The organism is Micromonospora sp. A202, assembly GCF_006715105.1.
In the GTDB taxonomy this organism is placed as follows: Bacteria; Actinomycetota; Actinomycetes; order Mycobacteriales; family Micromonosporaceae; genus Micromonospora; species Micromonospora zamorensis.
Genome location: NZ_VFMP01000001.1, coordinates 2,343,772 through 2,366,810, shown reverse-complemented (window position 1 = coordinate 2,366,810; position 23,039 = coordinate 2,343,772). Strand labels below are relative to the sequence as shown.

The 23,039-nt window shown below is 65.7% G+C and carries 21 protein-coding genes and 2 pseudogenes; 13 read left to right on the top strand and 10 right to left on the bottom strand.

Annotated features, from left to right (window positions below; translation table 11 throughout):
* The first annotated feature begins 453 nt into the window (after nt 1–453).
* The 4 genes from FBZ33_RS10920 (at nt 454) to FBZ33_RS10900 (ending at nt 4,866) form a co-directional block, all read left to right on the top strand.
* A complete protein-coding gene (locus FBZ33_RS10920) occupies nt 454–2,664 on the top strand; it encodes a S8 family peptidase (RefSeq protein ID WP_185755269.1) in 2,211 nt (736 codons plus the stop codon).
* 399 nt (nt 2,665–3,063) lie between these two features.
* Nucleotides 3,064–3,747, top strand: a complete 684-nt coding sequence (locus FBZ33_RS10910; protein ID WP_141908932.1) for a hypothetical protein — start codon at nt 3,064–3,066, stop codon at nt 3,745–3,747.
* A 9-nt stretch (nt 3,748–3,756) separates the two neighbouring features.
* Entirely contained in the window at nt 3,757–4,074 is a 318-nt protein-coding gene (locus tag FBZ33_RS10905) for a hypothetical protein (protein ID WP_141908931.1), read from the top strand.
* 42 nt (nt 4,075–4,116) lie between these two features.
* Nucleotides 4,117–4,866, top strand: coding sequence for a hypothetical protein (locus FBZ33_RS10900; RefSeq protein ID WP_141908930.1), 750 nt, complete (start codon nt 4,117–4,119; stop codon nt 4,864–4,866).
* 12 nt (nt 4,867–4,878) lie between these two features.
* On the opposite strand, the gene FBZ33_RS10895 is transcribed toward FBZ33_RS10900, so the two are convergent.
* Nucleotides 4,879–5,508, bottom strand: coding sequence for a hypothetical protein (locus tag FBZ33_RS10895; protein WP_255508801.1), 630 nt, complete (start codon nt 5,506–5,508; stop codon nt 4,879–4,881).
* A gap of 65 nt (nt 5,509–5,573) precedes the next feature.
* Between FBZ33_RS10895 and FBZ33_RS10890 the strand changes: the two genes are divergently transcribed.
* Both FBZ33_RS10890 and FBZ33_RS10875 read left to right on the top strand, forming a co-directional pair.
* Complete coding sequence (locus FBZ33_RS10890; protein ID WP_141908929.1) at nt 5,574–5,831, top strand: transcriptional regulator; 258 nt, start codon at nt 5,574–5,576, stop codon at nt 5,829–5,831.
* A 970-nt stretch (nt 5,832–6,801) separates the two neighbouring features.
* On the top strand, nt 6,802–8,466 hold the full coding sequence (locus tag FBZ33_RS10875) for a hypothetical protein (RefSeq protein ID WP_255508800.1): 1,665 nt from the start codon (nt 6,802–6,804) through the stop codon (nt 8,464–8,466).
* A 1,331-nt stretch (nt 8,467–9,797) separates the two neighbouring features.
* On the opposite strand, the pseudogene FBZ33_RS10865 reads toward FBZ33_RS10875, so the two are convergent.
* A pseudogene (locus tag FBZ33_RS10865) lies at nt 9,798–10,037 on the bottom strand (transposase); the annotation flags it as partial.
* Here FBZ33_RS10865 and FBZ33_RS10860 point away from each other — a divergent pair.
* Nucleotides 9,960–10,526, top strand: a complete 567-nt coding sequence (locus tag FBZ33_RS10860; protein WP_221629448.1) for a transposase — start codon at nt 9,960–9,962, stop codon at nt 10,524–10,526. The pseudogene FBZ33_RS10865 and the gene FBZ33_RS10860 overlap by 78 nt on opposite strands.
* Here the strand turns inward: FBZ33_RS10860 and FBZ33_RS10855 are convergent.
* From FBZ33_RS10855 to FBZ33_RS32705, 4 genes are all read right to left on the bottom strand, one after another.
* Nucleotides 10,495–12,066 (bottom strand): carboxypeptidase-like regulatory domain-containing protein, encoded by a 1,572-nt coding sequence (locus FBZ33_RS10855; protein WP_141908926.1) that lies wholly within the window; start codon nt 12,064–12,066, stop codon nt 10,495–10,497. The two genes, FBZ33_RS10860 and FBZ33_RS10855, sit on opposite strands and share 32 nt — an antisense overlap.
* 82 nt (nt 12,067–12,148) lie before the next feature.
* Nucleotides 12,149–12,460, bottom strand: coding sequence for a hypothetical protein (locus tag FBZ33_RS33335; protein ID WP_255508799.1), 312 nt, complete (start codon nt 12,458–12,460; stop codon nt 12,149–12,151).
* 36 nt (nt 12,461–12,496) lie between these two features.
* Nucleotides 12,497–12,790, bottom strand: a complete 294-nt coding sequence (locus tag FBZ33_RS33330) for a hypothetical protein (protein WP_255508798.1) — start codon at nt 12,788–12,790, stop codon at nt 12,497–12,499.
* Complete coding sequence (locus FBZ33_RS32705; RefSeq protein WP_185755549.1) at nt 12,787–13,035, bottom strand: hypothetical protein; 249 nt, start codon at nt 13,033–13,035, stop codon at nt 12,787–12,789. The genes FBZ33_RS33330 and FBZ33_RS32705 overlap by 4 nt, the downstream gene beginning before the upstream one ends.
* A 342-nt stretch (nt 13,036–13,377) precedes the next feature.
* On the opposite strand from FBZ33_RS32705, the pseudogene FBZ33_RS33720 reads away from it, so the two are divergent.
* The 3 genes and pseudogenes from FBZ33_RS33720 to FBZ33_RS10835 form a co-directional block, all read left to right on the top strand.
* Nucleotides 13,378–13,909: pseudogene (locus FBZ33_RS33720) on the top strand (chlorophyllase); the annotation flags it as partial.
* Between the two features lie 263 nt (nt 13,910–14,172).
* Complete coding sequence (locus FBZ33_RS10840; RefSeq protein WP_141908925.1) at nt 14,173–16,077, top strand: hypothetical protein; 1,905 nt, start codon at nt 14,173–14,175, stop codon at nt 16,075–16,077.
* Nucleotides 16,074–16,586 (top strand): hypothetical protein, encoded by a 513-nt coding sequence (locus FBZ33_RS10835; protein WP_141908924.1) that lies wholly within the window; start codon nt 16,074–16,076, stop codon nt 16,584–16,586. Before FBZ33_RS10840 ends, FBZ33_RS10835 begins: the two co-directional genes overlap by 4 nt.
* 841 nt (nt 16,587–17,427) lie before the next feature.
* On the opposite strand, the gene FBZ33_RS10830 is transcribed toward FBZ33_RS10835, so the two are convergent.
* Nucleotides 17,428–17,769, bottom strand: a complete 342-nt coding sequence (locus tag FBZ33_RS10830; RefSeq protein WP_141908923.1) for a zinc ribbon domain-containing protein — start codon at nt 17,767–17,769, stop codon at nt 17,428–17,430.
* Between the two features lie 132 nt (nt 17,770–17,901).
* Here FBZ33_RS10830 and FBZ33_RS33325 point away from each other — a divergent pair, with 132 nt between their 5' ends.
* A complete protein-coding gene (locus FBZ33_RS33325) occupies nt 17,902–18,138 on the top strand; it encodes a hypothetical protein (RefSeq protein WP_255508797.1) in 237 nt (78 codons plus the stop codon).
* Nucleotides 18,089–18,802, top strand: a complete 714-nt coding sequence (locus FBZ33_RS10825) for a site-specific integrase (RefSeq protein WP_255508796.1) — start codon at nt 18,089–18,091, stop codon at nt 18,800–18,802. Before FBZ33_RS33325 ends, FBZ33_RS10825 begins: the two co-directional genes overlap by 50 nt.
* 398 nt (nt 18,803–19,200) lie before the next feature.
* Here FBZ33_RS10825 and FBZ33_RS10820 read toward each other — a convergent pair whose 3' ends face one another.
* On the bottom strand, nt 19,201–19,443 hold the full coding sequence (locus FBZ33_RS10820; RefSeq protein ID WP_141908922.1) for a hypothetical protein: 243 nt from the start codon (nt 19,441–19,443) through the stop codon (nt 19,201–19,203).
* A gap of 451 nt (nt 19,444–19,894) precedes the next feature.
* Between FBZ33_RS10820 and FBZ33_RS10815 the strand changes: the two genes are divergently transcribed.
* Nucleotides 19,895–20,410, top strand: a complete 516-nt coding sequence (locus tag FBZ33_RS10815; protein WP_141908921.1) for a hypothetical protein — start codon at nt 19,895–19,897, stop codon at nt 20,408–20,410.
* Between the two features lie 485 nt (nt 20,411–20,895).
* On the opposite strand, the gene FBZ33_RS10810 is transcribed toward FBZ33_RS10815, so the two are convergent.
* Both FBZ33_RS10810 and FBZ33_RS10805 read right to left on the bottom strand, forming a co-directional pair.
* Complete coding sequence (locus FBZ33_RS10810; protein ID WP_141908920.1) at nt 20,896–21,423, bottom strand: hypothetical protein; 528 nt, start codon at nt 21,421–21,423, stop codon at nt 20,896–20,898.
* A 581-nt stretch (nt 21,424–22,004) separates the two neighbouring features.
* Nucleotides 22,005–22,868 carry a hypothetical protein gene (locus FBZ33_RS10805; protein WP_141908919.1) on the bottom strand — a complete coding sequence of 288 codons (864 nt, stop codon included), beginning with the start codon at nt 22,866–22,868 and terminating at the stop codon, nt 22,005–22,007.
* Nucleotides 22,869–23,039 lie beyond the last annotated feature (171 nt).

Sequence of the window (23,039 nt, the reverse complement as noted above, 5' to 3'; positions counted from 1 at the left end):
TCCCGAATAAAACCGTCAACATCCGCCTGGAAGAAGCGGCAGAACGGCACATTATTTGTCCCGACCAGCGCGGGTAGCCCATAGCCCTGGGACGCAACGGGCCGTCCTGGCCCGTTAGATATCTCGACCCATCGGAAGGAGTCGGAGATGAGCATGAGGTTTGTGAATCGGCGGCAGTTTCTGCGTCAGCTGGGAGGTGCCCTTGCTGCCGGAGGCAGCATCGCGTTGTTTCCGGCAGGGTTCGCCTGGGCATCGCCAAAGGCCGGTCCGACATCGACCCCTGGCCATGCAGGCGGGCCGGCGTACCCCGGAGACCCCGGCTTTGTCGCCACTAGGCCAGGGGAACTAGATGCCGCTAAAGCCAGTTGGGAAACGCCGGAATATGGTTACTATACCGGCCATAATCCGTCTAACCCTGGCGCAGCTGTCGATTCCCCATGGCAACTTGTCGCGGTGAACGCGTCCACCGCCTACGCCCTAGGGTACCGCGGGCAGGGCGTCGCGCTGGGCATGATGGATTCGGGCTACAGGCCTACACACGAAGCATTTCAGACCGGGCTGATCGTTCCGGTGAGAGCGGAGGGCGTCTACGGCACGTCCGGCTTCGGGTACCGAAACGCAGCAACCCCGGCGAACCCGTTTACTGCAGGCCAGCCGTTCACCGTGGCCGGTGATCAGGCGAGAACAAGTGACTACGGGCACGGGACCGGCATGCTTGGGGTTACCTCCGGCATCCGCGATGTTAAAGACCAGCACGGCATCGCCTTTGGATCGAAGATGTATGTCGCCATGACTGGCGGTTCCGACACCCAGTCCCACGGGCCCTTCCACGATTACGTGTACTGGCGTACCGCCAACAAGGCCCTGGTCGATGCCGGCGCTCAGGTCATCAACAGCAGTTGGGGATCGTATGTCCAGACTATTGACAGGACCCGCTTTGACGGCCTAGGAAACGACCTTGGAGTCAACGGCAACCTCGCCAATGCTTACCAACTCCGTGGCAAAGACAGCGCCAGCGCCACGGCAATGGCGACCATTATTCCCAACGAGTACTTGAAGGATCTGGAGTACCAGTATTTCCTCTTCAAGAAGAGCTATTCCAAGGACGGCATCCAATACAATCCGAGCTACGCCGGACGATCCTTCATGGATGCCATCTGGGACGCCATCAAGGACAGCGGTACCGTCAACGTAAGGTCGGCCGGCAACAACGACTGGAGCAACCCGTATTTTCGCCCGGCGTATCCCATCTTCAATCCCCTGGCGGAAAAGCAGTGGGTATCCGTCGGCGGGGTGCAGCCGCCCACTGCGGCCAATCCTGAATACACGAAGCAGTCCGGGTACAACGAGGCGGGGCTCGCCAAATGGTGGACCGTGTCCACTCCGTCGAACAGTGTTCGGACCACGAACAGCGGTGGCGACACCAACTATTCGAACTCGAGCGGAACGTCTCCGGCGACGCCCGTTGCGACAGCGGTGATGGGGGTTCTGCTCTCCCGCTATCCGAACATGGACGCCAAGCAGGTCCGTGAACTGATGTTCACCACGGCGAACAACAAGATGTCCGACGGTGTGAGGTTCCTCGGCACGGGTCAGACCTCCCCCTCCGGGGCATCCATCGCCTGGACCGCTCCCGACGGCGTTCCGGACGCGCGCTGGGGCTGGGGCATCCCCGATCTGGACAAGGGCATGTATGGCCCCGGCCAGCTCCTGGGCCCCATGACCTACAACATGGACAAGGCGCCCCTGGACGTCTGGTCGAACGACATCAGCCAGATTGCGATCAAGGAAAGGGAGCGGGAGGATCGGGAGTGGCTGGCGGCCTACAAGAAACAGGGCATCGCCTTCGCCGGTGAATTCAGCCCCAACGTATTGAGCCCGGACCGCAAGCTCAGCGAAAACGCCTTCATGCTTCAGGGCATTCTGGCTGATCCTTACGTCCAAGCCATCACCAACGGCCACCCGGAACTGTACGACAAGATTGGCTATGAGGACGCCACCAAGTGGCGTAAGGAATGGATGGACGCGCGCGCGGCCTTCATTCAGAACAACATCGACAACAGCCTCTACACGGCGTCTTTGATCAAGCAGGGCTCCGGGATGCTGATCATGTCGGGCCACGCCACCTACGAGGGCGGCACGACAGTGGAAGGCGGCAAGCTTTCGATCGCCGGCTCGCACGCAAGCTCGGTCGCCGTCAAGGGCGGCACGCTCGGCGGCAGCGGTTTCGTGGCAGGCAGCATCGACGTCGACAGCGGCGTGCTGCAGCCCGGTCTGTCGTCCGGGGAAGCGGCGTCAGCGGTGTCCATCACTCTGACCGACGTCGCGCCGGGCAACGTCCTGAACGTCGGCGGCGACGTGACCGTCAGCCGAGCGGGTCGCCTCGCCATCACCATCTCCGGCGACCACGACTACACGAGCGTGCGGGCTGCGGGTGACCTGGTGCTGAGCGGCGAGCTCACCCTGGACATTCGCGCGCCCCTCACTCCCGGCACGGTACTGACGATCATGAGCGGCGACTCGATCAGGGGCAACTTCCGTTCCCTGCCGGAACGGCGGGTCCTGAACGCGGGCCACCACATGTTCAGGGTGTCCTACCAGGGCGGCGACATGACGCTGACCGCCCTGCGGACGCTGCCCGGGGCACGGTCCGGCGGCGCCTAGCCCCACATAACCTGGCCAGCCAGGCTCAGGTTCGCCTGAGGCTGGCTGGCCAGGCCTTCGCCCAACGTGAGAGGTGGTTCTTGCCGTCGCGGTAGGACTCGAGGAACATCCGTGCCTGTTCGCTCGCCCACGACTGCCCTTGCGCTTGCGCAGTGGTGGCAGCGTCGTCAACGCGGCCACGCCTGTCCTACTCCAATACTGGGTCGCGGCTCGCAAGCTGCGGTTTCGCGGGTCGGGCGGTGGTCGCGCACCGTCAGGCGTGGCTTCCCGGGGCAGTTCTGCCGCGCCCTTGTCCCTCGCCGTAGCGAGACGTCCCGCCCAGCGCCCGGGGTCCCCCGAATCTTGGTCATTCACGTACCGTGGTCCTACCTTGCCGTGGCGGGCGCAGCACGGAAAGCGTTGACCGAGCAGGAAGCCGGGGGGCGAATGCAGCAGGGCAGCAGGCACGAACGCCTCAAGCTGGCGAGTCTGGACTTCCTGGGCGACGATTCCGCCTTGCGCGAGCAGGCCAATCGTGTGTTGCGCGAGACGGGACGTGAGCTGCGACCCGAGGATTGCTCCGGGGCGGACCACACCGGCTCCGTCCGCGTGGTGGTCGACACCCAGCGAGAGGTTTCAGCTGTCACGATCGCTCACGACTGGCGCAGCCAGTCCGGCCCCAGTGGGTTCGCCGATGCGCTCTTCGAGGCGTATGTCGCCGCCGTGCAGACTGCCCTCGAACTGGCGGCGCTCCTCCGTCTGCAGACGGAGGACAAAGGTCCCGCAGCGCCGGAACAGGAGCCGCTCGACAGGAGTCCCGAGCGGGACGTCGACGATCACACGTGGCTGCGCGACACCTGGCAGACGCTGCACGACCTTGACGAGGAGCTGGACGCCGCGACTCGCCTGTCCGGGTTGAAGGGCGAGTCCAGCATGTCGAGCCCCAACGGCTGCCTGACGTTGCACATCCGCGGAGGCGGCATCACCGGCATCACCGGTGACGTCAGGTGGATCGCACGGGCAGACGTGGATCAGTTGCAGTTCGAAGCCCGTTCCCTCTTCCGCGCGTTCGCGCTGGCCAGCGCCGGACGGACTGGATCGTGAGGCAGTGAGATGGCTGAACTGAACGTCATCACCGACTCGCTACGCGATGAGGGAGGCAAGTGGCTGGCGCTGTCGGACCGGGTCGCTGCCATCAAGGTCGCCGCGGAGCAGCTGCACCTCGACCCATCGGCCTTCTTCATCGGTGACGCGAACGTCCTCATCCACTCACTGGCATACAGGGACTTCCACACCTTCATGGTCGCCGTCCTGAATGGGGCGGTGACCGAATTCGAACAGGTTGGCAAGGCCCTGCGGCACATCGCCGACGAGTACGACCGGGCCGACGAGATCGTCTCACTCGACCTCAACAAGATCTACAAGGCCTAGCGACCCCACCGCGCGGCGTTCAGAGAGGGCACGGAGCACCACATGCAGCCAGGCACCACTGATCTCGAGTACGGGGAACCGTTCAACAAGGCGTTCGACCACATCCGCGCCGGCATCGACACGGCGATCGCCAAGTTCAACGAGATCGTCGAGCAGGTACAGCAGTGGAAGTGGCTCCTCGGACCCGCAGCACTCTTGTGGATCAAGCACAGCCTGGACAGCACCAAAACGGCACTGAACGCCGTCCTCGACCGCGTCGAGCAGGCCTTGGAGCATCAACTGCCGGTGCTCTCGCTGATCGAGGTCAGCTTCCGCTGGGTCAACGACGTGAAGACCCCGGTCTCCGACCTTTCTTCCGCCACCACCGACCCAGCGAACGAGAACCTGCCCAAGTGGACCGGCGACGCCGCGAGTGCCTACAACGCCAAGGCTCTCAAGCAGAAAGCCGCGGTCGACGAGTCCGTCGTCAAGTCGGAGTTCATCAGCCAGTGGCTGTTCACGATCGCCAAGGCAAACGTCGACTACGCCGTCGAACTCGCGAAGGTCGTCACGGGGCTGGTCGGCAAACTGGCGCAGGCGGCGTCCGAAGGGGCAACCGTCATCGACCTACCGTGGGCCATCTCCACCCTCGCCGAGTCGGTCGGAGACCTCGTCACCGCGGGCCTGGACATTCTGCTCACCATCGGGCAGCGCTTCGTCGACGCGCTGGGCAACATCCGAGACATCGCCACGCAGGTCGGCGACCACTCGAAGCTACCCGGTGGGCGGTGGCCGGAGGCCGTCCGAGGATGACCAACGGGCGCATCACACAGTGGGTACGGCCGCCTGCGTCGCCTTGAGCAACGTAAGCGCCTTCGATGCGAGTGTTTCGGTGGCGGCATACGAAGTACCGCCGACGGCCAGCCAGACCTTCACCACCAGGTTGCCCGTGCGTGCGCGGACCATGTACTCGGCGTACTTGAAGCCGGGCTCGGAGCGCCTGGTGAAGGCTTCCGCTTCGTCGCCCACACCGGTGATGCCGCCGGCTGGAGTCATCACCGTCACCTGCGCCGTGGCCCGGTAGAGCAGCCGAGCCTCCTGCTCACTGACCGGCGTGGACGCCTCCACCCGCAGATTCGCCTGATGCCCGTCCTTCGTCCGCATCTCGAACAGACACGCCGCACCCGGCTGCCCCAGCGGCGGCTTCGGATCGGTGCGGGCCACCGTCAGGGACAACTCCGCCAACGGCCGAAGATCAGTACGCTTGCACAGCTTCAGGTCCTGAGCGCGATAGATGGGGCCGGCCGAGGCGGTGGGCGCGGTGGGGCCAACACTGCTCGTGGCCGGCCCGGCGGTCGGCGCACCCACAGGAGCCGAGGCACCGTCGCAGGCGGCAGTGGCGAACACCGCAACGAGCGCCACGACAAGACGAGAAACACCGGCCGAAGCAGACACGTCTCGAACATACCGGCTGCGAAGCTGGCAGACTGCCCGAGCGACGAGCCACTATGGTGCCGGGTATGGCCGCCGCAGAGACCCCGGAGCAAATCACCCGGACCCGCATGGTCACCGCCCGGGCGGTCCTGCAGGGCCACGCCGATCTTCGGACGTACCCCTATCGCCTCTTGGCCGTGGTCTCCCATCACGGCATCGGCGGCGACAAGGTCAGCGAGGCGGTTGCTGCCGCCGAGGTCCTGGGCCAGTTCGGCTGGGACCTCGTCAACATCTCGGAATTCGCCTCCAACAAGGTCGTCTACGCCTTCCTGCGGAGACGATGACGAGATCCAGCACAGTGATACTCAGCCGAGTCGGTGGTGCGGCACGGTGTCGTCGAGGGCGAAGCGGGCCGCGATCCGCCGGGACTCAGTGCACGCCTCGGTGTATTCGGCGACCACGTCGACGATCATCTCGTCCGCGGTGACCTGCCAGCTGGCGCCATCGCCGCAGGAGTTCCCGCTGATCTGTTCGCGGGGCTGTTGAGCGACGTTGATCTGCGCCAGGCCGATCTGTTCTGCCTGTCCAGTGCGGCCAGCAGGTGCACCTGGGCCCCGGTCGGCCCACTGCCGCGCAGTGTCTTGCCGTCGACCGCGATCACTCGCCTGCCGGCCCCGGTCAGAACCGCCCGGCTGAGCAGCCAGCGGCACACCGCAGCATCGAGGGCGCCGGCGTCGATACCGGTCAGTACCCGGGACAGGGTGCTGTCGTCAGGCACCCTCCGGGCAACGGTGAACGCGTCGCGGGTTGCAGGTCGGCGGCCCACTTGACGGTCTCCACGACGCGGCTCGATCCCGAAACCACCGCCGCGATCGCGAGCAGTCCCGGCAGCGGATGGATCCGGCCGCCAGCGTCCCGTGGGTCCGGAACCCGGGCGAGGGCCTGCAGCAACCCTGGCGTGTCCTGTTCCGACAGCGAAAAATTCGCCGCTGCACCGATCGCGACTCCTGCGTGACAAGACGCCTTTGATAGACAGCGTAAGTCCCAGCTGCCGGAACCACATTCATCGATGTATTGACTCCATGCGCCGCCCTGCTCATGATTTACTGCGGCGGTTCAACAGTGAGGGTCAATGTGATGACGCAGGTAAAGCCACCGGCAGAAGGCCCCACATCAGCCGTCACTCTCAGCGAGCTTGGGAAAAATGGCCGACTCGCGCGTGCCAGTTCAGGCACGAGGGATTGGCTGACACGTGGGGCCCATCGGCGGGAACTGAGCATCGCGGGCCTCGGTTCAGTGCTCCTCGCTGTCGCGATGATCTGGCTGATTCCGCCGTACGCGGTTCGCGTGGTGACTGCCGGCGCCAAGACTGTGCCGATCGCCGACCCGGCCCACACCATCGTCGGTGACGTGGGTGACCCGACGGCCCAAGCATGGCTGGTGGGATGGGGTGGCCACGCTCTTACCCACGGTCTGCGTGGCCTGTGGGATACCAACGCCTTTTATCCCGACAAGTACGGCCTAGCCCTGAACGACAGCCTGCTCGGCTATGCCCCGGCAGGGCTGATAGGCAACGGTGTGGTCGGCGCCGTGCTGCGCTACAACATCCTGTTCGTGCTGGCTTTCGCGCTCGCCTTCCTCGGCGGCTACGCGCTCCTGCGCCAACTTGGCGCGAATAAGGTCGCTGCTGCGGTAGCCGGGGCCGCCCTCGCCTACGCGCCCTGGCGCTACGGCCACGACGGCCATCTGAATATTCTCTCCACCGGTGGTATCACTCTGGCCCTGGCGATGCTGGCGCGCGGCCACGGACTCTCGTTCACACGCGGCTACCTTGCCGAACGAGTCCGGCCGGGATGGGCGTTCGCTGGCTGGCTCGTCGCGGCCTGGCAGGTCAGCCTAGGCTTCGGCGTGGGGCTGGGATTCGTATACGTCCTCGCCGCCCTCTGCCTGATCACACTGATAGCCTGGCTGATCCACCGCCCACGCCTTGGCCTCCGGCTGATCGTCGGTGATCTGATCGGCGGGCTGGTCTTCACCGCAGTGACCGGATACTTCGCGTACGCGTACCAACACGTGCGCGAGCTCAACCCACATGTGACCCGGGACTGGGACTACGTCGCGTACTTCTCCCCGACACTGCGCGGACTTCTCGTGGCGCCGCAGTCCTCGCTGCCCTGGGGCACCCTGCACAACGACGCCCGCACCGCTCTTGGTGGCATACCGACTGAGAAGGTGCTGCTATGCGGGTATGCACTGTATGCACTGGCCTTCGCCGGCCTGTTCTTATCCCGCTGGTCACCGGTGCAACGGCTTCTGCTGCTGTTTGGGGCGGTCGTCGGAGTGTTGTTCGCGCTGGGCACGAACGGGCCGATCTACCGCCTGCTCTATCTTTACGTGCCCGGGTTCGATGGATCCCGTACACCAGGCCGGTTGATCTTGTGGCCCACTCTCTGCCTGGCCATTCTCGCGGCCGGCCTGGTTACCCACCTGGCCGACGTGGCTCGCAGGGGCGCCAAGCCGAAATGGTCGGTGGGAGCGGCACGGCTACTGACCGTTCCGTTGCTGGTCCTCGTGCTAGCTGAGGGCCTTCCTGACCTGAACCACCCCCAAACCCCAGCCAAACCGGCCGCGATGGCCCTAGCCTCCGCGCACGCTCCGAGCATGGTATTGCCGTCCGACGACAGCGTCGACCTCAACGTCCTACTTTGGTCGACCGACGGTTTTCCCACCATGGTCAACGGTGCGGCCAGCTACACCACACCCAACCGTCAGGCGATCCGCGACGTTATGGCGACCTTCCCCAGCGAGCCGGCCTTGGATCGGTTGCACCAGCTCGGCATCCGCAGCGTCGTCCTGCTGCGCAACCGACTCCAAGGCACCCCATACGAACCACTGCTTAACATCCCCGACGTACCCGGCATCACCCGCCACGACGTCGGGTCAGACGTGGTTTACACCATCGACACCAACACGAAGTGATGTTGGCGTGTCCTCGCCGTGCTGCTTCGGCCTGGCCGGCATCCAGGACGATGACCTGATCCGTATCACCGGGACCCGGTGGGCGATCACCACCAACCGACCCGTCGACCACACACATCGATGGCCACGATGGCGACGCCGACACCAATACCGCGCCAAAGCAGCCCACTACCAGCGAAGACTCCAACTCCACCAGGTACGGCTGGAGTGCTACGGCCAGGAACAGGGGTGGCCAACTGGCGGTCCTGCCGCAAATCGAAGGCTCATCCGGCCGCCCGATGCAGCGACAGCCGACGACATCTCCAGCGCTTGACGCGCAATCAAGAGCAGAACTGCCGCTCCATTCAGGACGCAGATGAAGCGGCAGGTCAGAGCGTTGTGCAGCAGGTACGTCAACGGCCAACCATCCACGCCGTTACCGCCAACAAAGATCATCCGTTACCGGATGTTACCGCCGTTTCCCGAGAAGATCTTCATCTCCCCAGTTCAATCGGTCGGGACGGCCGGATTCGAACCGACGACCCCTTGTTACCGACAGTAGTCGAACCAAGCTTGTCATTGCTTGCCAAAAGTGGTCGCTGAGCTGCGGAGACACCGCTAGGCGCTCGTCGCTCCTTGTCACCCTTCGTCAACAGTTGGGCGGGGTTTCGGGGGTAACGGGGCCCCTCACAGAATCCCGCCAGGTCTGATCGCCCCCGCTGGCCCTGCCACCGTGTGGCGCCTGCCTCACGGCATGGGTGCTGACCGAATCTGTGGCAGCCCTTCCTCAGCCAGTACAACCGTCAGCGGAACCTCACGGGACGGGGGCCGCTCGATGCTGTCCCGCAACGATCGGTGGACAGGGCACTCGCACGACGGACGCAGCGGATCCAGACACCGGGCAAGAGCAGGCTTCAACCGTTGAACCCCGTCAACGGCGACCGGCCACGACCAGTCCATGTCCCACGGCTCCTCCCAGGGCTGATGGAAGCAGTCATGATCGAAGTGCACGAGGAGGCCGGCCTCACACAAGGGACAAGCGGACAGACTGCTCCAGCGGTAGTTGCCCTGGTGCCCGGGACTACCGTGCGGCACGCCCCAACTGCCGATACGAATAACGGTGCGGTGGTCCGCCCGGCAGGCGATACAGATGTGCATGGCTAACCGTCCTCTGCCATCTGGCGACAGCCACCGTATAGATCGACGCAATCACGGCCACCGTCCACCAGCAGCGCACAGCGCGTCAAGGGAGGCAAGACTTCGACGCGATCATCCACCGATACGGGGACCAGTAGCGGGCGGTCGTCAGATGCCTACCCCGGGCTCGCTAACGGTGTTTCCGGCGATCTTGGTTAGTAGGTTTCAGCGGCTGGGAAGCGGTCGCTGAAGGTGATGGCGAAGGCGTTCAACGCGGGTTTCCAGCGCATCGTCCATCGGGTTCTTCCTGCTCCGGTGGGTCCAGGGACCGGGTCACCAGGTACAGACACTTCAACGCGGCCTGCTCGTTGGGGGAAGTGGCCGCGGGCCTTCACGGCCCGTCGGTAGCGGGCGTTCAACGACTCGATCGCGTTCGTCGAGCAGATCATCGTGCGGCTGGCTCTTCTGGTCTACGCCTACTGCCGAGGAGTGCGTTCGTCTCGCAGGTCGAGCGGCTCTGTCACACCGATGTCGCGTTCAAGGTCCTCTGCGCCGGAGATATCCCTGATCACGCGACGATCGCACGGTTCAGGGCGGGCTCCGAAGATGCGTTCGCTGGGTTGTTCACACAGGTGCTGATGATCGCAGCGCGGGCAGGGCTTGCCCGCTTCGGCACGATCACAATCGATGGCACCAAGATCCCTGCGAACGCGTCGATCGACGCGAACCGGGGACGGGACTGGTTCGACCAGCAGGCTACGCAGATCGTCACCAGCAACGTCGAGGAAGCAGCGGGCGTCGATGCCTTCGAGAACGCGCAAGCGCCTCGCGGCGGCGGCGATTCCAACGGTGACCGTGTCCCCGCGCGGCGGCCCGGACCGGGTGCGCGGGCGGTGTCGGTCCCGTCCCGGCTCAGCGACGCCGACCGGGAAAGTCGACGGTGAACGGCGAGGTGCCCACCCGGATGGCGGCGGCGTCGACCTGCCGGACGTAGTCCGGGTAGCAGCGGTCGGCGTGCAGGCAGAACCGGACCCGCTGGCCAGGCACGAGTCGGACGTCGTACCGGCCGTCCTCGACGTTCTCGTCGACCGCGACGATGTCGCCGGTGTCGGCGTTGTAGACGTAGATGGGGTAGCTGTAGCCGTACACCGGAAGGCCGTTGGCCCCGCCGGAAACGGCGGTACCGGCGCTCATCCGCTCGTTTGCCACGGTGGTGGCACCGGCGACGACCTTGATCCTGGTCGCCTTGATGCTGTTCGGCGCCCCACCGGACCACTGGGTGGCGTAGACGCTGTTGGCGCCGCCGTTGCCCGGCGGAATGAACGCCAGCGACCACTCGTACGGGCCGAGCCCGCCGAGGGTGTACGAGCCGTTGCCGGGAACCTTCCAGGTGGTCTCGTCCCAGAACGGGTCGTAGGTGGTCAGCGCGACGGTCACCGACACCGGCTGGCTGGTGACCGCGTCGGTAATCGAGCCGGTGATCGAGCCCGCCCCGTCCAGCAGGATGTCGGGCAGGGTGGTGACTCCAGGCCCCGGCTCGACCACCACTGCCTTGGCCCGGTCGCCGGTGCCACCGTTCGGGCCGACCCACTGCGCGCCGTGCCCGTTGACCGAGCCGCCGGCCCAGATGTTGTACCGGTCCGGGAAGAGGCTCCGGAACCGCACCACCCCGTTCTCGTCGGAGACCTCGTTGGCGTCGTAGATGTCGGGGAACCGCTTGTCCACCGAGATGGCGATGATTCCCGTGTTGGGCACCGGCGCGCCGGTCGCCCGATCCCGTAGCGTCACGCGCAGTTCGTTGCCGGGCGGCTGGACCGGCAGCGTCGCATGGGTCATCCGCCCGGCGACCGCGGTCGCGTCGACCATCCCGCCCTCGTGCACGCCGTCGTTCCCGTTGCCGGTGAACCGGTAGTCGCCGGGCGGCACCTCCAGGTCGATGTACCCGTTCGGGAAGGTTCCGGCGGGGTTGGTGCAGATGAAGCCGAGCTCCATCGGGTCCTGCACACAGAAGTCCCGCACCTCGGCGCCGGTGGCCGCGTCGGCCGCGACGAACCGGATCCGGCCGGCCGGGGGCAGGACGTCGTCGACGACGAGCCGGCCGCCGGTCGGGACGGTGACAGCTCCCCAGGGGAACGCGAGCCGGCTCGGGTAGTAGCGGGGCCGGAACACCCCGGGCAGTTGGTTGGTGATCCGGTAGCGTCCGGCCGAAACCCCGGACACCCGCCACCGGCCGGCTCGGTCGGTGGTGGTCGAGTAGGTCGGGGTCGCGGCGCCGTTGTCCGGCGAGAGAGTGACCCTGACCTGGCCGGCCGGTCGGCCGGACTGCTCGGTCAGAATGCCGCTGACGGTCGCGGCGGCGCTATCGGCCCAGACCGGCGCGACCGGACCCAGCACCGCGTCGACCCCGAGCAGGAGCAGCGCGCTCAGCGCCGCCAGCAGGAGGGTTCCGGTACGTCTGGTGGGACGTGCTGCTCGACTGTCCATCGTAATGGCACCTCCGGAATTGGCGAAGCCCGCTCGCTCGCGCACGTCAGGGCAGCCTAACCACGGCCCTCGCCACTGTTTGTCAGGTGGCGGACACGGGCAGTGCCCTCCCACGCCCCCAGCGGTTCGTGACCTCCCGAACCTGCCTGGCCCGCCACGTGCCGTCCGAGAGCAGGCGCGGGAGCTGCGCCAGGGTGGAGCCGGGCAGATGAGCCAGAGTGAGCAGCCCGTGGTAGCAGATGTCTGCGGTGCGGTGACCCCACCACCGCGCCCACACCTTCCACATAACGGAAGTGACAGCGGCGGCCACATCATGCGCGGTGCCACCGTGCACGGTCGGGTCGAGCAGGTTGATCGCAGGCGGGGCCGACCGCTCGTCAGGGTCCACGATCACGAGGCGGTCCCCGCAGTCGGCCGGCAGCACGTCGAGCTAGTCGCGGATCAGGTCACCCTTGGCGGGGTCGAACGCGGCGACCTCTCGACCGGCCTCGACGTCATCGAGGATCATCCGCAATAACAGGCTGGTCTTGCCGGTGCCGGTGGGCCCGCAGACATGCAGGTGGTGACGGCAATCGTTCAACGCGATCCCGACGCGCACCGCGGGACCGGAGTTGGCGACGCCGACGACCTTGCCGGGTAGGCCACCCCGCTCGGCCGGCGGCACGAGGCGGAGACGGCGCTGCTCTCGGCCGGTCGGCGTAGCTGAGCTTTGGGCGCTGGTCATGGCGTGCTCCACACCGTCGGCGCATCGCCGTCGGGCCGGTTGTCCGGAGCCGGGTCGGCGGGCGGGACGGCAGGGTCGTGGACCGAGCGGCGCTTCGGGCGGCTGCTGCCCGCCGCAGGCGCGGCGGTGAAGACTGCGCGGCTGGCGGGGCGTCGCCGGTAGGCGGCGGCGGGCATGCCGTGCGCGGAGGGCTCGGCGGGCAGCCCGGCGAGGGCGGCGGTCTCGTCTACCGAGGCGAGGGTCATTCGGGCGGGAGGGCACCCACCGCCAGTTGGCCGTGGGTTGGGCACGGCGCAGTCGGCGGCGGGCGAAGTGCGGTGAGAGCAGCCCGAAGCCGGAGGTGATGTCGGCGGCGGCGGCGCGTGCTGCGCCAACGGTCGGGCCGGTGGTGGTGGCCTGCACCGCGACGAGCAGGTGCGGAGCGGCGGCCAGTTTCCCGCGTGCTTGACGTGCCAGCTCGGCCAGGTAGGGATCGGCGCGGTTGGTCTGGTGCTTGCGGGTGGTCGGGCCAGGTGTGATGAGTTCCAGCACGATCAATATCCCGGCACGGAGTGCCTCGGCGAGCAGGCTGTTGGTGCGGGATGCGCCGCTGCGGGGGCGGCGGGCGCGGTTGGGGTGGGTGGTGGCGCGGCGTAGCCCGGCGACGCGGCGGGCGGGGCGTGGGTGACGTGGACCTGCAGCAGCCCGCCGCCGGTGCGGCCGGCGGCGGCGAGCCCGGGGTCCTGCTGGCCGTGAACCGGCCGGGGCGGAGCCGATCTCTCCCCGTTCGCGGCCGAGCACTTTCCCTTCATGAGCCCGAGCTACGCAGACATGACCACCCCGACCCTCGTCACGGGCGACCGGGACGACTCCCCTCTGTCAGTCCGCGGCCCGGGCTGGTTCACCGACGCGTATCACCTGAGCCCGGGGAGCAAGAGCCTGCTCACCCTGTTCGGAGCGGAGCACTCCCTCGGCGGCATCTCCAACTACGAGGCCAGGGAGACGACTGACGAGAACCCCGAGAGGGTTGCACTGCTCCAGCGGCTCACGTGGGCCTACCTCCGCGACGCCCTCGGCCTCAAGGACTCCGTCTGGCCGGCACCGGTCGAGAGCACCCTGGGCCGCCTCGAATCCAGGTAGAGGCGCGCCGGAGCGTCCACGGGTCGAAAGCGTCAGCCGGCTCTGGCCACCACGGCCAGCGCCGGCTCGCGCGCAGCTCGGCGAGGTGGGTCGCCATCCGGAGCAACCGCACTGCCGACGCAGAAAGCAAGGAGAGCACCTGGCGAGCCGCATCAGCTACGGCCGGGGGTCCCCCATAGTTTGGTTTCAATGCACCCGTCCGGAGGATGTGATCCGTCTCACCTTCCGCGAGGCTATCGCTACCCAACGAAACGATAGCTTCGATGCCGCTGCTGGTTGCGGAAGGGGTTGGTCCGGTGGGGGGTTCCAGACCGGCGATAGCATCAGTTACCTACCTGATCCTGGCGGCACTCCTGGTTGCCGTAGCCGTCGTGGACGGGCTCGCCGGATGGCTGATGCCATCCACGCCGGACCGTCCAGTGTGGCTTGACGAATCGGCGGCACGGATTGGCGCGATGGTGCTCGCGCTGGTTCTCGTTTGGCGGGCACGACGGGCGGCAAAGCGTCACTGGAGGACGCAGCAGCGCTTCCAGGAGGCCCCGGGCAAGCCGACGATCGATCCGGGGGACCGGAAGACGGCCGACCGGGAGATCATCGAGGCGATGGTTCGGGTCAGCAAGAAGTACCCGAGCTCGTCGATCCGGCTGTTCGGGCAGATGCTGGTGGAGCCCGGCCGTTACCAGGTACGAGTGACTGACGAAGTTGAGCCGGTTGGGGAATGCCTTCGCGTCACCGTGTCGACGACGTACACCAGTTCACTGGACGACCTGTCCGAATTGAGACGCCAGGCGGGCGAGCCTGCGATCCCGACCCAACGGCAGTCCGTCGCCACAACCATGATGAGTTCCGCCCACCCGTCGTCGAGGTCAGCGGAAGGGATTGATTCCGACAACAACGCCGGTGGCAGCGGCGCGCCGACGGCGGTGTTGAAGAGGACCAGTAATCAGAACGGCGCGGAGCCGACCTTCATCCTCGTGCCCATGATCACCGCCACAAAGGGCACCATGATGGACAACGTGGATACCTCTGACGGTGGAGGCAGCGCTCTACCGTTCCTGTCCCAGGAAGATGCGCGAGGCGTGGTGGCGCACGTTCTGCAGGCCGAGTTCGAGAAGACCTTCGGCCAAAACCACCGTTCGGTGCTCTACGCGTTGCTGCGGCTCGTTTTCCGGCAGGGTCGCGTACGCCTCGCGGACGCCCACACGTACTTCGACCGGGCGGTGGCATCGGTACGGGAGAACGCCGACGAGAAGCAGTTGACGAAGCTGCGGCGAATCTGTGCTTTCCTGGTGCGCAACTACGTCATCGTCGCTGAGGCGCCCCCACCGACGGGCTACAAATGGGTCCTCCGGTACACGAAGACGATCCCGGTGTACGGCCGCGTGGACACCCGCGGACGTCGGCGTCGCGTCAAATACGGCCTGCAACCGAATTCATTCGTCATCCCGCTCAACCTGCCATTCACTACCAACAGCTATCACTTTCGAATGAACGCCGGGCCTAACAGCTACGTGAAGGCGCATTACGTCCAGTCCGCGAAGACGGGCAGCACCATTCACCAGGACGAGATCAAGAAGATGAGTAACCTGGCCTACCTACGGGTTCGTCACCATCAGGCCCTGCCGTACGCGCACCTGTACACGCGGCGCTTCGACACCTGCAAGCCGAAGGATCTGGTCATGCAGATCATCTTCGACGAGGTCCCCCCTGGAGCACTCGGGCTCACGCGTTGGCTGGCCACCCTGTCCGCGTTCGTGATCACCATGCTCGCATTCGTCGTTCCCAGCAACCGAGGGGACGTGTCCGGGGATGTCCTGGCCTTCCTCCTGGCGATCTCCCCAGTCGCCGCCAGCTTCGTCGGATACTCGATGGAAAAACTTCAGCGGTCCTCGCTGACAACTTTCGTCGGTCTGCTCATCACCGGCCTGACCTCAGTCGCCACCGCCATCCTGTACGTCAGGGAGGCCCCCAAGCAGATGATCAGGGAAGTTGGCCCTCCGGTGCTGGATCCATTGCTCGGTCACCTTTCCGTCAACGTGGGCGTGTTGTTCGTCGGCCTCGCCGCGATCATGAACGCGATGTATCTACGCTGGCGACTCAAGGACGAGTTGACTCATTACCTCCAACTCCTGACGGCCAAGAACACCACGGCGAGGATGTTCCGATGACCGACGCGCACCGGGGAGAGGAAGCGCCGACGACCCCATTTGGCCTTGACTCCGGAGATCCAGACGACCTGATCCTGGACCTGGACGAGAAGTCGGGTGTTGGCCACGTGCTGCTGAAGTCGCTGCCGTACAACGCCGTTGTCGCATATCGCGGAGAGCCGACGGCGTCCGAGCGGGCGATGCTGTCCTGGCACATGACTGACAAGGAGCGGTATGAGTTTGCGGCCAGCGTGGAGCGCGTCAGCAACCGACTGCGCCACATGACCCAGCAGGAAACTGAGGACTTTCTGACCGCGTTGGACGAGGAGACCAGGCGGCTGAACCTGGACCTTGAGATCCGCAGCGAAGATGTGCCGGGCTCCCAGGACGGTGCAGCCGCTTCGCCCGCAGCCGAGCCGTCCGCCAACCCCTCACGCCACAGCGGGAGCGGTCCGCTCCACAAATTGAACCCGACCAGGTTCCTGCCCGGCCTACTGGCTCGCCGTAGCGGCCGCGTCGCCGAAGGCTGAATCTGGCGCGCTCCCGCCGCCGCACTCTCCGGTGGCGGCGAGGTGGATGGCGGCTTCGCGCCCTACTCCCCCACCATCGGGGACGTCCCATCACCAAACAGCGTGCGCCTACCCGTCGACTGGCCTACCGCAGGCAAGGGGTTCGTGTCGGTGGGGCGACCGCGACCACGAATCCATGATCGTCGTCCGGCAAGACCTACAGCTGGCACCCAGATAACCCCCGATGCCGATGCCCATGCCGTGCGCCGCTGGGGTTCGGTTCGTGTACGAGGGACGACACGAGGCCATTGCCCCACCGCCGATGACGCTCAGCACAACTCTCAAGCTCACGCACGTCTAGCTGTGAAAGTCGTGACTTGGCTCGATGATCGAGACACCGAAGAATTGAAGGCTGCATTACAGCGCTGTGCTCGCTGACGTTAGCAGCCCCATTAAGTGTCGCTTGCCATCGCCATCCCAGCCATCCCGTCGGCCTTCGTCCGCACATCGTGAAGTGGGTGGGGCCTGCCCGGCTCTGCCCGGACGGAGGTTGTCGGGATGGCGCCAACCATCCTGGAGTGCCTGAGCGCCCCGCCGGAGGCACGCCCTGTCGTCGCCTTCAACATCGAAGCCCCGGATCTGCCAGCACTCCTGGCGGCCCGGGGCTTCTTCGTATGTCGCGCCGCCGGCGGGGCTGCAACCGTTCGGGGTGCGCACGTGCGCTTGCGCTAAGGGCGCGGGGTCCCCGACCGGCGACCGGCTTCGGTCGGCCCCTGGTCGGCGGCGCGAGCGGCCTGCGAAGCGGGCCGTTTCGACAACTCCACAGCGCATGCAACACGGACGGGCCCCGGGCCGGTTGAGGTCAGGTCAGGCCGCATCTGGAGCCGCAGTACGGGCAGAAGGCGCGTTTTGCGTTCGACACCACCTCGGTATCGCACTTCGTGCAGTGACCGTTTTCCCACAAGCCCTGGTCAATCCCAAGGTCACCGTCGTAGTAGTCGCGGTCAGGCCAGGCGACCAGCTGCACCTCAAGACCTGGCTCGTCCTCATAGTCGGTCGCTTCAGCCAGGACCAACTCCGTTCGAATGCCGTAGCGGTCCTGGCTGTGGTGCGGCAAGACACGGCGCAGGACATCAACGAGCTCGTACACCGGCAACGCCACGAGCTGCTCGGCGAGGCGGTCACGATCTTCATCCGTGGTCACGCGACCGACCATACGCGCCGCTCTACGGCCCCCCGCCCGGTGCGGTCGGGCCGCCCACCGAGGCAGCACTCCCTATCAACCAGCCGTTGGCGAAGCCGCGCCTACATCACCACCCCATTTAGGAGGCACCACATGGCTAGAAGCCCGGTCCCGATCGTTCCGAAGTGGCATTCCCCGGCCAAGGTCGCCGCGATCCTCGGCTACGGCTTGTCCAAGGTGAAGATGAAGATTGCCACTGGCGAACTGCGCGCCGTCCTCCGCTCGGCGCTCTCCCAAGCCGAAGTGGAGGAACTGGTCGCAAAGAAACGTCGCGGCCCTGGTGAAGCTCCCACCGATCCGCAGCCGCAAAGGCAAGTCATGGAGCAGTGAGGAAGCTCGGGCGTTTCTGGAAGCGTCTCGCGACGACGACGATTACCTGTACGCCGCCTACGTCCTGGTCCTCGTGCTCGGCTTACGCAAGGGCGAAGTGCTCGGCCTCACCTGGGACCACATCACCTGGGACGGCTGGCAGAAGCCGTGCATTACCCACGGCGAGAAGTTCTGCGAGCACTGCCGCGACAACCACGACATCAGCCTCGTCATCGACAAGCAACTCCAGCGAGTACGCGGCCACCTGCTGCACCGGGCCACCAAGACCGAAGAGTCCGACGCTCCCCTACCACTGCCGGCGATCTGCGTCGCCGCACTGCGGCACCGCTACCACCAACAGCAGGCCGCACGAGAGAAAGCCGGCGACCCCTGCCACGACACCGGCATGATCTTCACGACCCGCTACGGACTGCCGGTCGAACCCCGCAACTTCAACCGCTCCTACGACAGCCGCATCGCCCGCACCGGAATCCCAAAGATCACCGTTCACGACGCCCGACGCACCTGCGGTTCACTGCTCGTCGACCTGGACGTGCACCCCCGGGTCGCGATGGCGATCCTCAGGCACGCGGACTTCTCGATCACGATGGAGATCTACAGCCAGGTCTCGTCCAAGACCACCCGCGAGGCCCTGCGGAGACTCGGCGAAAGCCTCGATCAATGAGCCGTTGCTGTACTTCGCTGCTGTACAAGATCAGAAATGGCCATCCGGAAGATTCCGAATGGCCTCTGACCTGCGTCGGGACGCCGGATTCGAACCGACGACCCCTTGACCCCAGGACGCTTCGCCACACGTCCACGCACGACACGCACGCTATGCCCATGATCACGCCGTGTGGTCGACGTCGTGCCGCGCACCAGCGTGCAGGCCGTGTGGTCCCTACCTGGTCCCCGGGACGCTGACACGCTCGATGACCGCTGCGCACGGTTTAGGAACTGTGGACACGTCGGGAAGTCTCATCGCCATAACCTGGTTTGACCTGCGCCGCCATGCCGCGGGCGACGTCTAGGCGGTGACCGCCGTTGATCCTCGGCTCCCGTCCCGACCGGCACGCGGCACGGTCATGAACCCTCATCCCGCAACCGGGCTCGCGCCTGCTCTACCAGTTCGGCGTACTGCGGCGAGAACGGCTCGACCAGCTCCCGTTCCAGTAGGCAGGTGAGATTCCACAGCACCCGTTGCTCGGCCTGATCCTCGACCAGGTCAGCGAAGTCGTTGGTCGTCTCGTCGGTGCGATACAGCCACTCGAACAGAACCAGCGCCTCGTCGCGGTTGAGCCGCAAGACCATCTCGTCCTCTGCCACGCCAAGCAGCGTACGGGCATCTTCAGTCTGGAAGATCGTTTCCGGCTGACCTGGTCTGTCCGGAACGCCTGGTCAACGGCGGTGCCGTGGTGCTCGATCATGACCGCTGTTGACCGTCTGGGACATCGGCTAGTGGCACGTGGCTGGCACGGCGGCGCGGTTGGCGCGCGTTTGTCCGGCGCCGTGCGGCTTACCGCCCCCGGCCTGTCGGACCGGGGGCTTCTTGCCGTGTCGTCGGTTGTCCGCGCGCCTGGACCCCGATACCCGGTGGCAAGCCACGAAGCGGCGCGGCAGCCGATCGCCCCCGACCTCGACGGTGGCAGATTACCCGCGCGATCGTTAAGGCGTAGCGCTCTGCCAGTCGGAAGCTCGGGGGATCAACCTTGACCCTTGGCTATCCCTGCCAGCATCACCTGTCGTACGAGACGCCTGCCTTGGTAGCGTGCCGGTCGTGCTAGACGAGCGTGTGCGGATCTACCGGTTCGAGCCCTATGCCGACCACCTAGCCGTCGTGCTCTCCGACGCAGAGGCGACTGAGGGTGTGTTTGACGGGGATACCTGGGACAAAGCCGATGAGGCGTGGCGGATTGCCGTAGAGCGTCACTGCGTCGTGATCGGCACAGCTCGCTATGACTACGTGCTGGTGAAGCTGGACATCTGGAGCGCTCCTCCTGTCTACGATCCACTTGACGCCTATGACCATGTCGCGGAATCCGACGTCGAGTTCCCGTCCGGGAAGCTGACGGTCACGGGTGCCACGCAGGTGCCGGAGCAGGTGGAACCGATCCCTGTCCCGGCAGGCCGATACCGGGTGCGCGTGGGGTATCTCCCGACCGGGCAACGGCCGTCGAAGTTCTCTGAGACAGACCCGGGCGATCATCTGGAGTACCGGGTCACCATGTGGCCAACGGTCGAGGAGCGCGGCGTCCGGATTCTCAAGCAGGGTTCATCACCATGGGCCTACTGAGCGCTGAACGTAGGTGGCCGGCGCGCCGGCCGATGCCGGCCGGAGGCCGCCAGCAGGCCGAGCGCGACCGGCCGCGCCGCGCTTGCGCGGCACCTTGATCCAGAGAACGAACAATTCGGCAAATGACCCGGGTACCCACTTGAGACTTGACCACCGGTCAAGCAGCGCCAGCCAGTTCCAACTTGACTGATCTTGGTCCCCAGAACGGCGAAAGGGCCGACCCGATATCCGGATCAGCCCTCTGACCTGCGTCGGGACGGCCGGATTCGAACCGACGACCCCTTGACCCCCAGGACGACTCGCCACACGTCCACGCACGTCACGCACGCTATGCCCATGATCAAGCTGTTCGGCCGACGGCTTAACGTCCACCATCAAGCATGACGTGTGGTCCCCACGTGGTCCCCGGGCGCTGACGCGCTCGGGGACCCGGTGATGCCGCTTGGTCACCCGTTCGACGAACCAGCTACTGGCCCGTGGCTGGCCTACGCGTTCGGTGACTGCGCTCTGGTCCGATGCCGCCACAGGGCCACGGCGACCAATCCAGCGGCGAGGACTGTCAGCATCGCACCGGCCGCGAACCACCAACGGCCCGGCCACTGAGCAGGCGCAGGTGCTGCTGTGACCGGCGTCGGGGCCGCTGCGTCCGCGGACGGCGTGCCCGGCAACTGCCGGATCCCGAAACACAGCCCAGTGGCGCCGTCGATGGAATTCACCCGATATCGGGTGCCAGCGCGAAAGTCGTAGCCGCAGCTGTCCTCGCTGCGGCTCACGGCCAGCCTGAGCGTGGCGACTGACCGACTGCCCTTCTCGACCGACTCGACCGCGAGTTGGACGCCTCTGTCCGTCACCGCAGTGATAGTGCCGACGACGATAACGTCCGCCCGATCGTCCTCCTGGTCGGGCCGCAAGGCGCAAGAGCAGGCCCAAGCGGGCTGCACCGGTGAGACCAGCACGACGAGGCCGAGGCTGAGAGTGGTCAGGGCAACCAGAATCGCGGCGCGCAGTTTCATGCAATCACAGACGCGGGCAAAGCCCCACGGGTTCCATCAGTCACCATGCTGGCGACTACTTCGACGCGGACCTCTGAGGAGGCCGGGGTTCGGGCAGAGCCCGCGTCTTCACGGTTTGTGCCCCGTCAGCGTGGCCGGCCGGACCGGACGATGCCGGTGCCTGCGCCGCCAGCAGGCCGAGGCCGAGGCGGCGCGGCCCGCTTGCCGGCCGCTAAAATGCAGGTAGGGAACAATGTGCAGGCCCGCATGAGACTTGACCAGCGGTCAAGCAGAGCTAGGCACGCTCCAACTTGACTGATCTTGGTCCCCATAACGGCGAAAGGGCCGACCCGAATTCCGGATCAGCCCTCTGACCTGCGTCGGGACGGCCGGATTCGAACCGACGACCCCTTGACCCCCAGAGATCGGCAACGCGGTCCCGTGCGGTATACACCGCTGGTCGAAAGTCCGTCGATGGCCGCTGGGGTACGACATGGTGTCGTCGGTTGCTGTACTTCGCTGCTGTACTGCCTCACGCCGGGGAGTTGCCGCCGTCCCGGCTGTGCGCCCTTGCCTTCGTCTCTCAGTCAGCAGTGGGTGGCCTACTTAGCAACTTCAAATAGCAGGGTCAGCGTTGAGACAACTAGTGCCACGCCGGAGATCAGGACCGCGTTGAACTGATGGTCACTCTGCTTGAATGCCAGCCAACCGCTACTCAAAGCGACCTTTGCTTCCGCCCGCAACTCTCGAAGGCGAAGCGGAACAAGTTGAGAAGGAGAGGGAAGAGAGACCGGCTGCGGCCGGGGGATAGCGGCGAAGAGTGGGGTCACTCGCATGCTGCTGGCGCGGATGAACCGGACGATCGTCGAGGCAAAGATCGCATACACGAACCAGGCGAATCCCGCGAGATACAACAGCAGCACTGCCGGAGCATTCAGCTGCCAGCCTCCAGAAGCGATCGCCCACGACACCGCCATAGGGGGCAGGAGCACAGGCGCCCAAGTCAAGATGACCAGGTAGAGCACGCGCTGGCTGGCATTCATCATCTTTGCTGAAACGATTTCTTTGACGATTTCGCCGAACCAGGAAGGTACGGCCCTGCCTGTCCCCTCGAAACTTAGCAGGAGATCGCGACTAAGATCATTTTCCTTGCCCAATCTTAGGACTGTCGTCCCGTCGGGCGACTCGAAGCGCGCCTCCATGATGTAGATCTTTCCTCGCGGTGCTTGCTCCGCGAATTCTGCAATGGACCTCACCTCGAAGGTACGGACGACCCTGATCGAGGGGCTTTGCGCGGAAAAGTTTGAAGCCGTTACCGTGTATATTTCACGACTCGACCAATTTAGGGTCACTCGTCGCACTTCGCTTACGGAACTCGCGATAAGATCGAGGTCCGCCAAACTCAGGCGAGCCGAAGGCATCTTTGCTATCGCAGCAATTGAGACTGGTTCCGATTGCTCGCTCACACGCCCGAGTGTACGTACTCGTAGGACAACCTATGCACCAGCGGCCTCAGCGTCTGCCCGAAACCCGACAGTCCCCGAGCTGAGACACAGGCGGTCAGCCGGTAGTCCACCTCCGTCGCTACCGGGGTCCACCTTCGACGGTCCAGCGACAGCGCCGCTCGGTCACCACAC

What these genes read in the sequence shown, in the direction of transcription:
- FBZ33_RS10905 (WP_141908931.1), top strand. Translation starts at nt 3,757, where the DNA reads ATGGCTGAACTGAACGTCATCACCGACTCGCTACGCGATGAGGGAGGC.
- FBZ33_RS10900 (WP_141908930.1), top strand. Translation starts at nt 4,117, where the DNA reads ATGCAGCCAGGCACCACTGATCTCGAGTACGGGGAACCGTTCAACAAG.
- FBZ33_RS10890 (WP_141908929.1), top strand. Translation starts at nt 5,574, where the DNA reads ATGGCCGCCGCAGAGACCCCGGAGCAAATCACCCGGACCCGCATGGTC.
- FBZ33_RS10875 (WP_255508800.1), top strand. Translation starts at nt 6,802, where the DNA reads ATGATCTGGCTGATTCCGCCGTACGCGGTTCGCGTGGTGACTGCCGGC.
- FBZ33_RS10855 (WP_141908926.1), bottom strand. Translation starts at nt 12,066, where the DNA reads ATGGACAGTCGAGCAGCACGTCCCACCAGACGTACCGGAACCCTCCTG.
- FBZ33_RS33330 (WP_255508798.1), bottom strand. Translation starts at nt 12,790, where the DNA reads ATGACCAGCGCCCAAAGCTCAGCTACGCCGACCGGCCGAGAGCAGCGC.
- FBZ33_RS32705 (WP_185755549.1), bottom strand. Translation starts at nt 13,035, where the DNA reads ATGACCCTCGCCTCGGTAGACGAGACCGCCGCCCTCGCCGGGCTGCCC.
- FBZ33_RS10840 (WP_141908925.1), top strand. Translation starts at nt 14,173, where the DNA reads ATGCCGCTGCTGGTTGCGGAAGGGGTTGGTCCGGTGGGGGGTTCCAGA.
- FBZ33_RS10835 (WP_141908924.1), top strand. Translation starts at nt 16,074, where the DNA reads ATGACCGACGCGCACCGGGGAGAGGAAGCGCCGACGACCCCATTTGGC.
- FBZ33_RS33325 (WP_255508797.1), top strand. Translation starts at nt 17,902, where the DNA reads ATGGCTAGAAGCCCGGTCCCGATCGTTCCGAAGTGGCATTCCCCGGCC.
- FBZ33_RS10810 (WP_141908920.1), bottom strand. Translation starts at nt 21,423, where the DNA reads ATGAAACTGCGCGCCGCGATTCTGGTTGCCCTGACCACTCTCAGCCTC.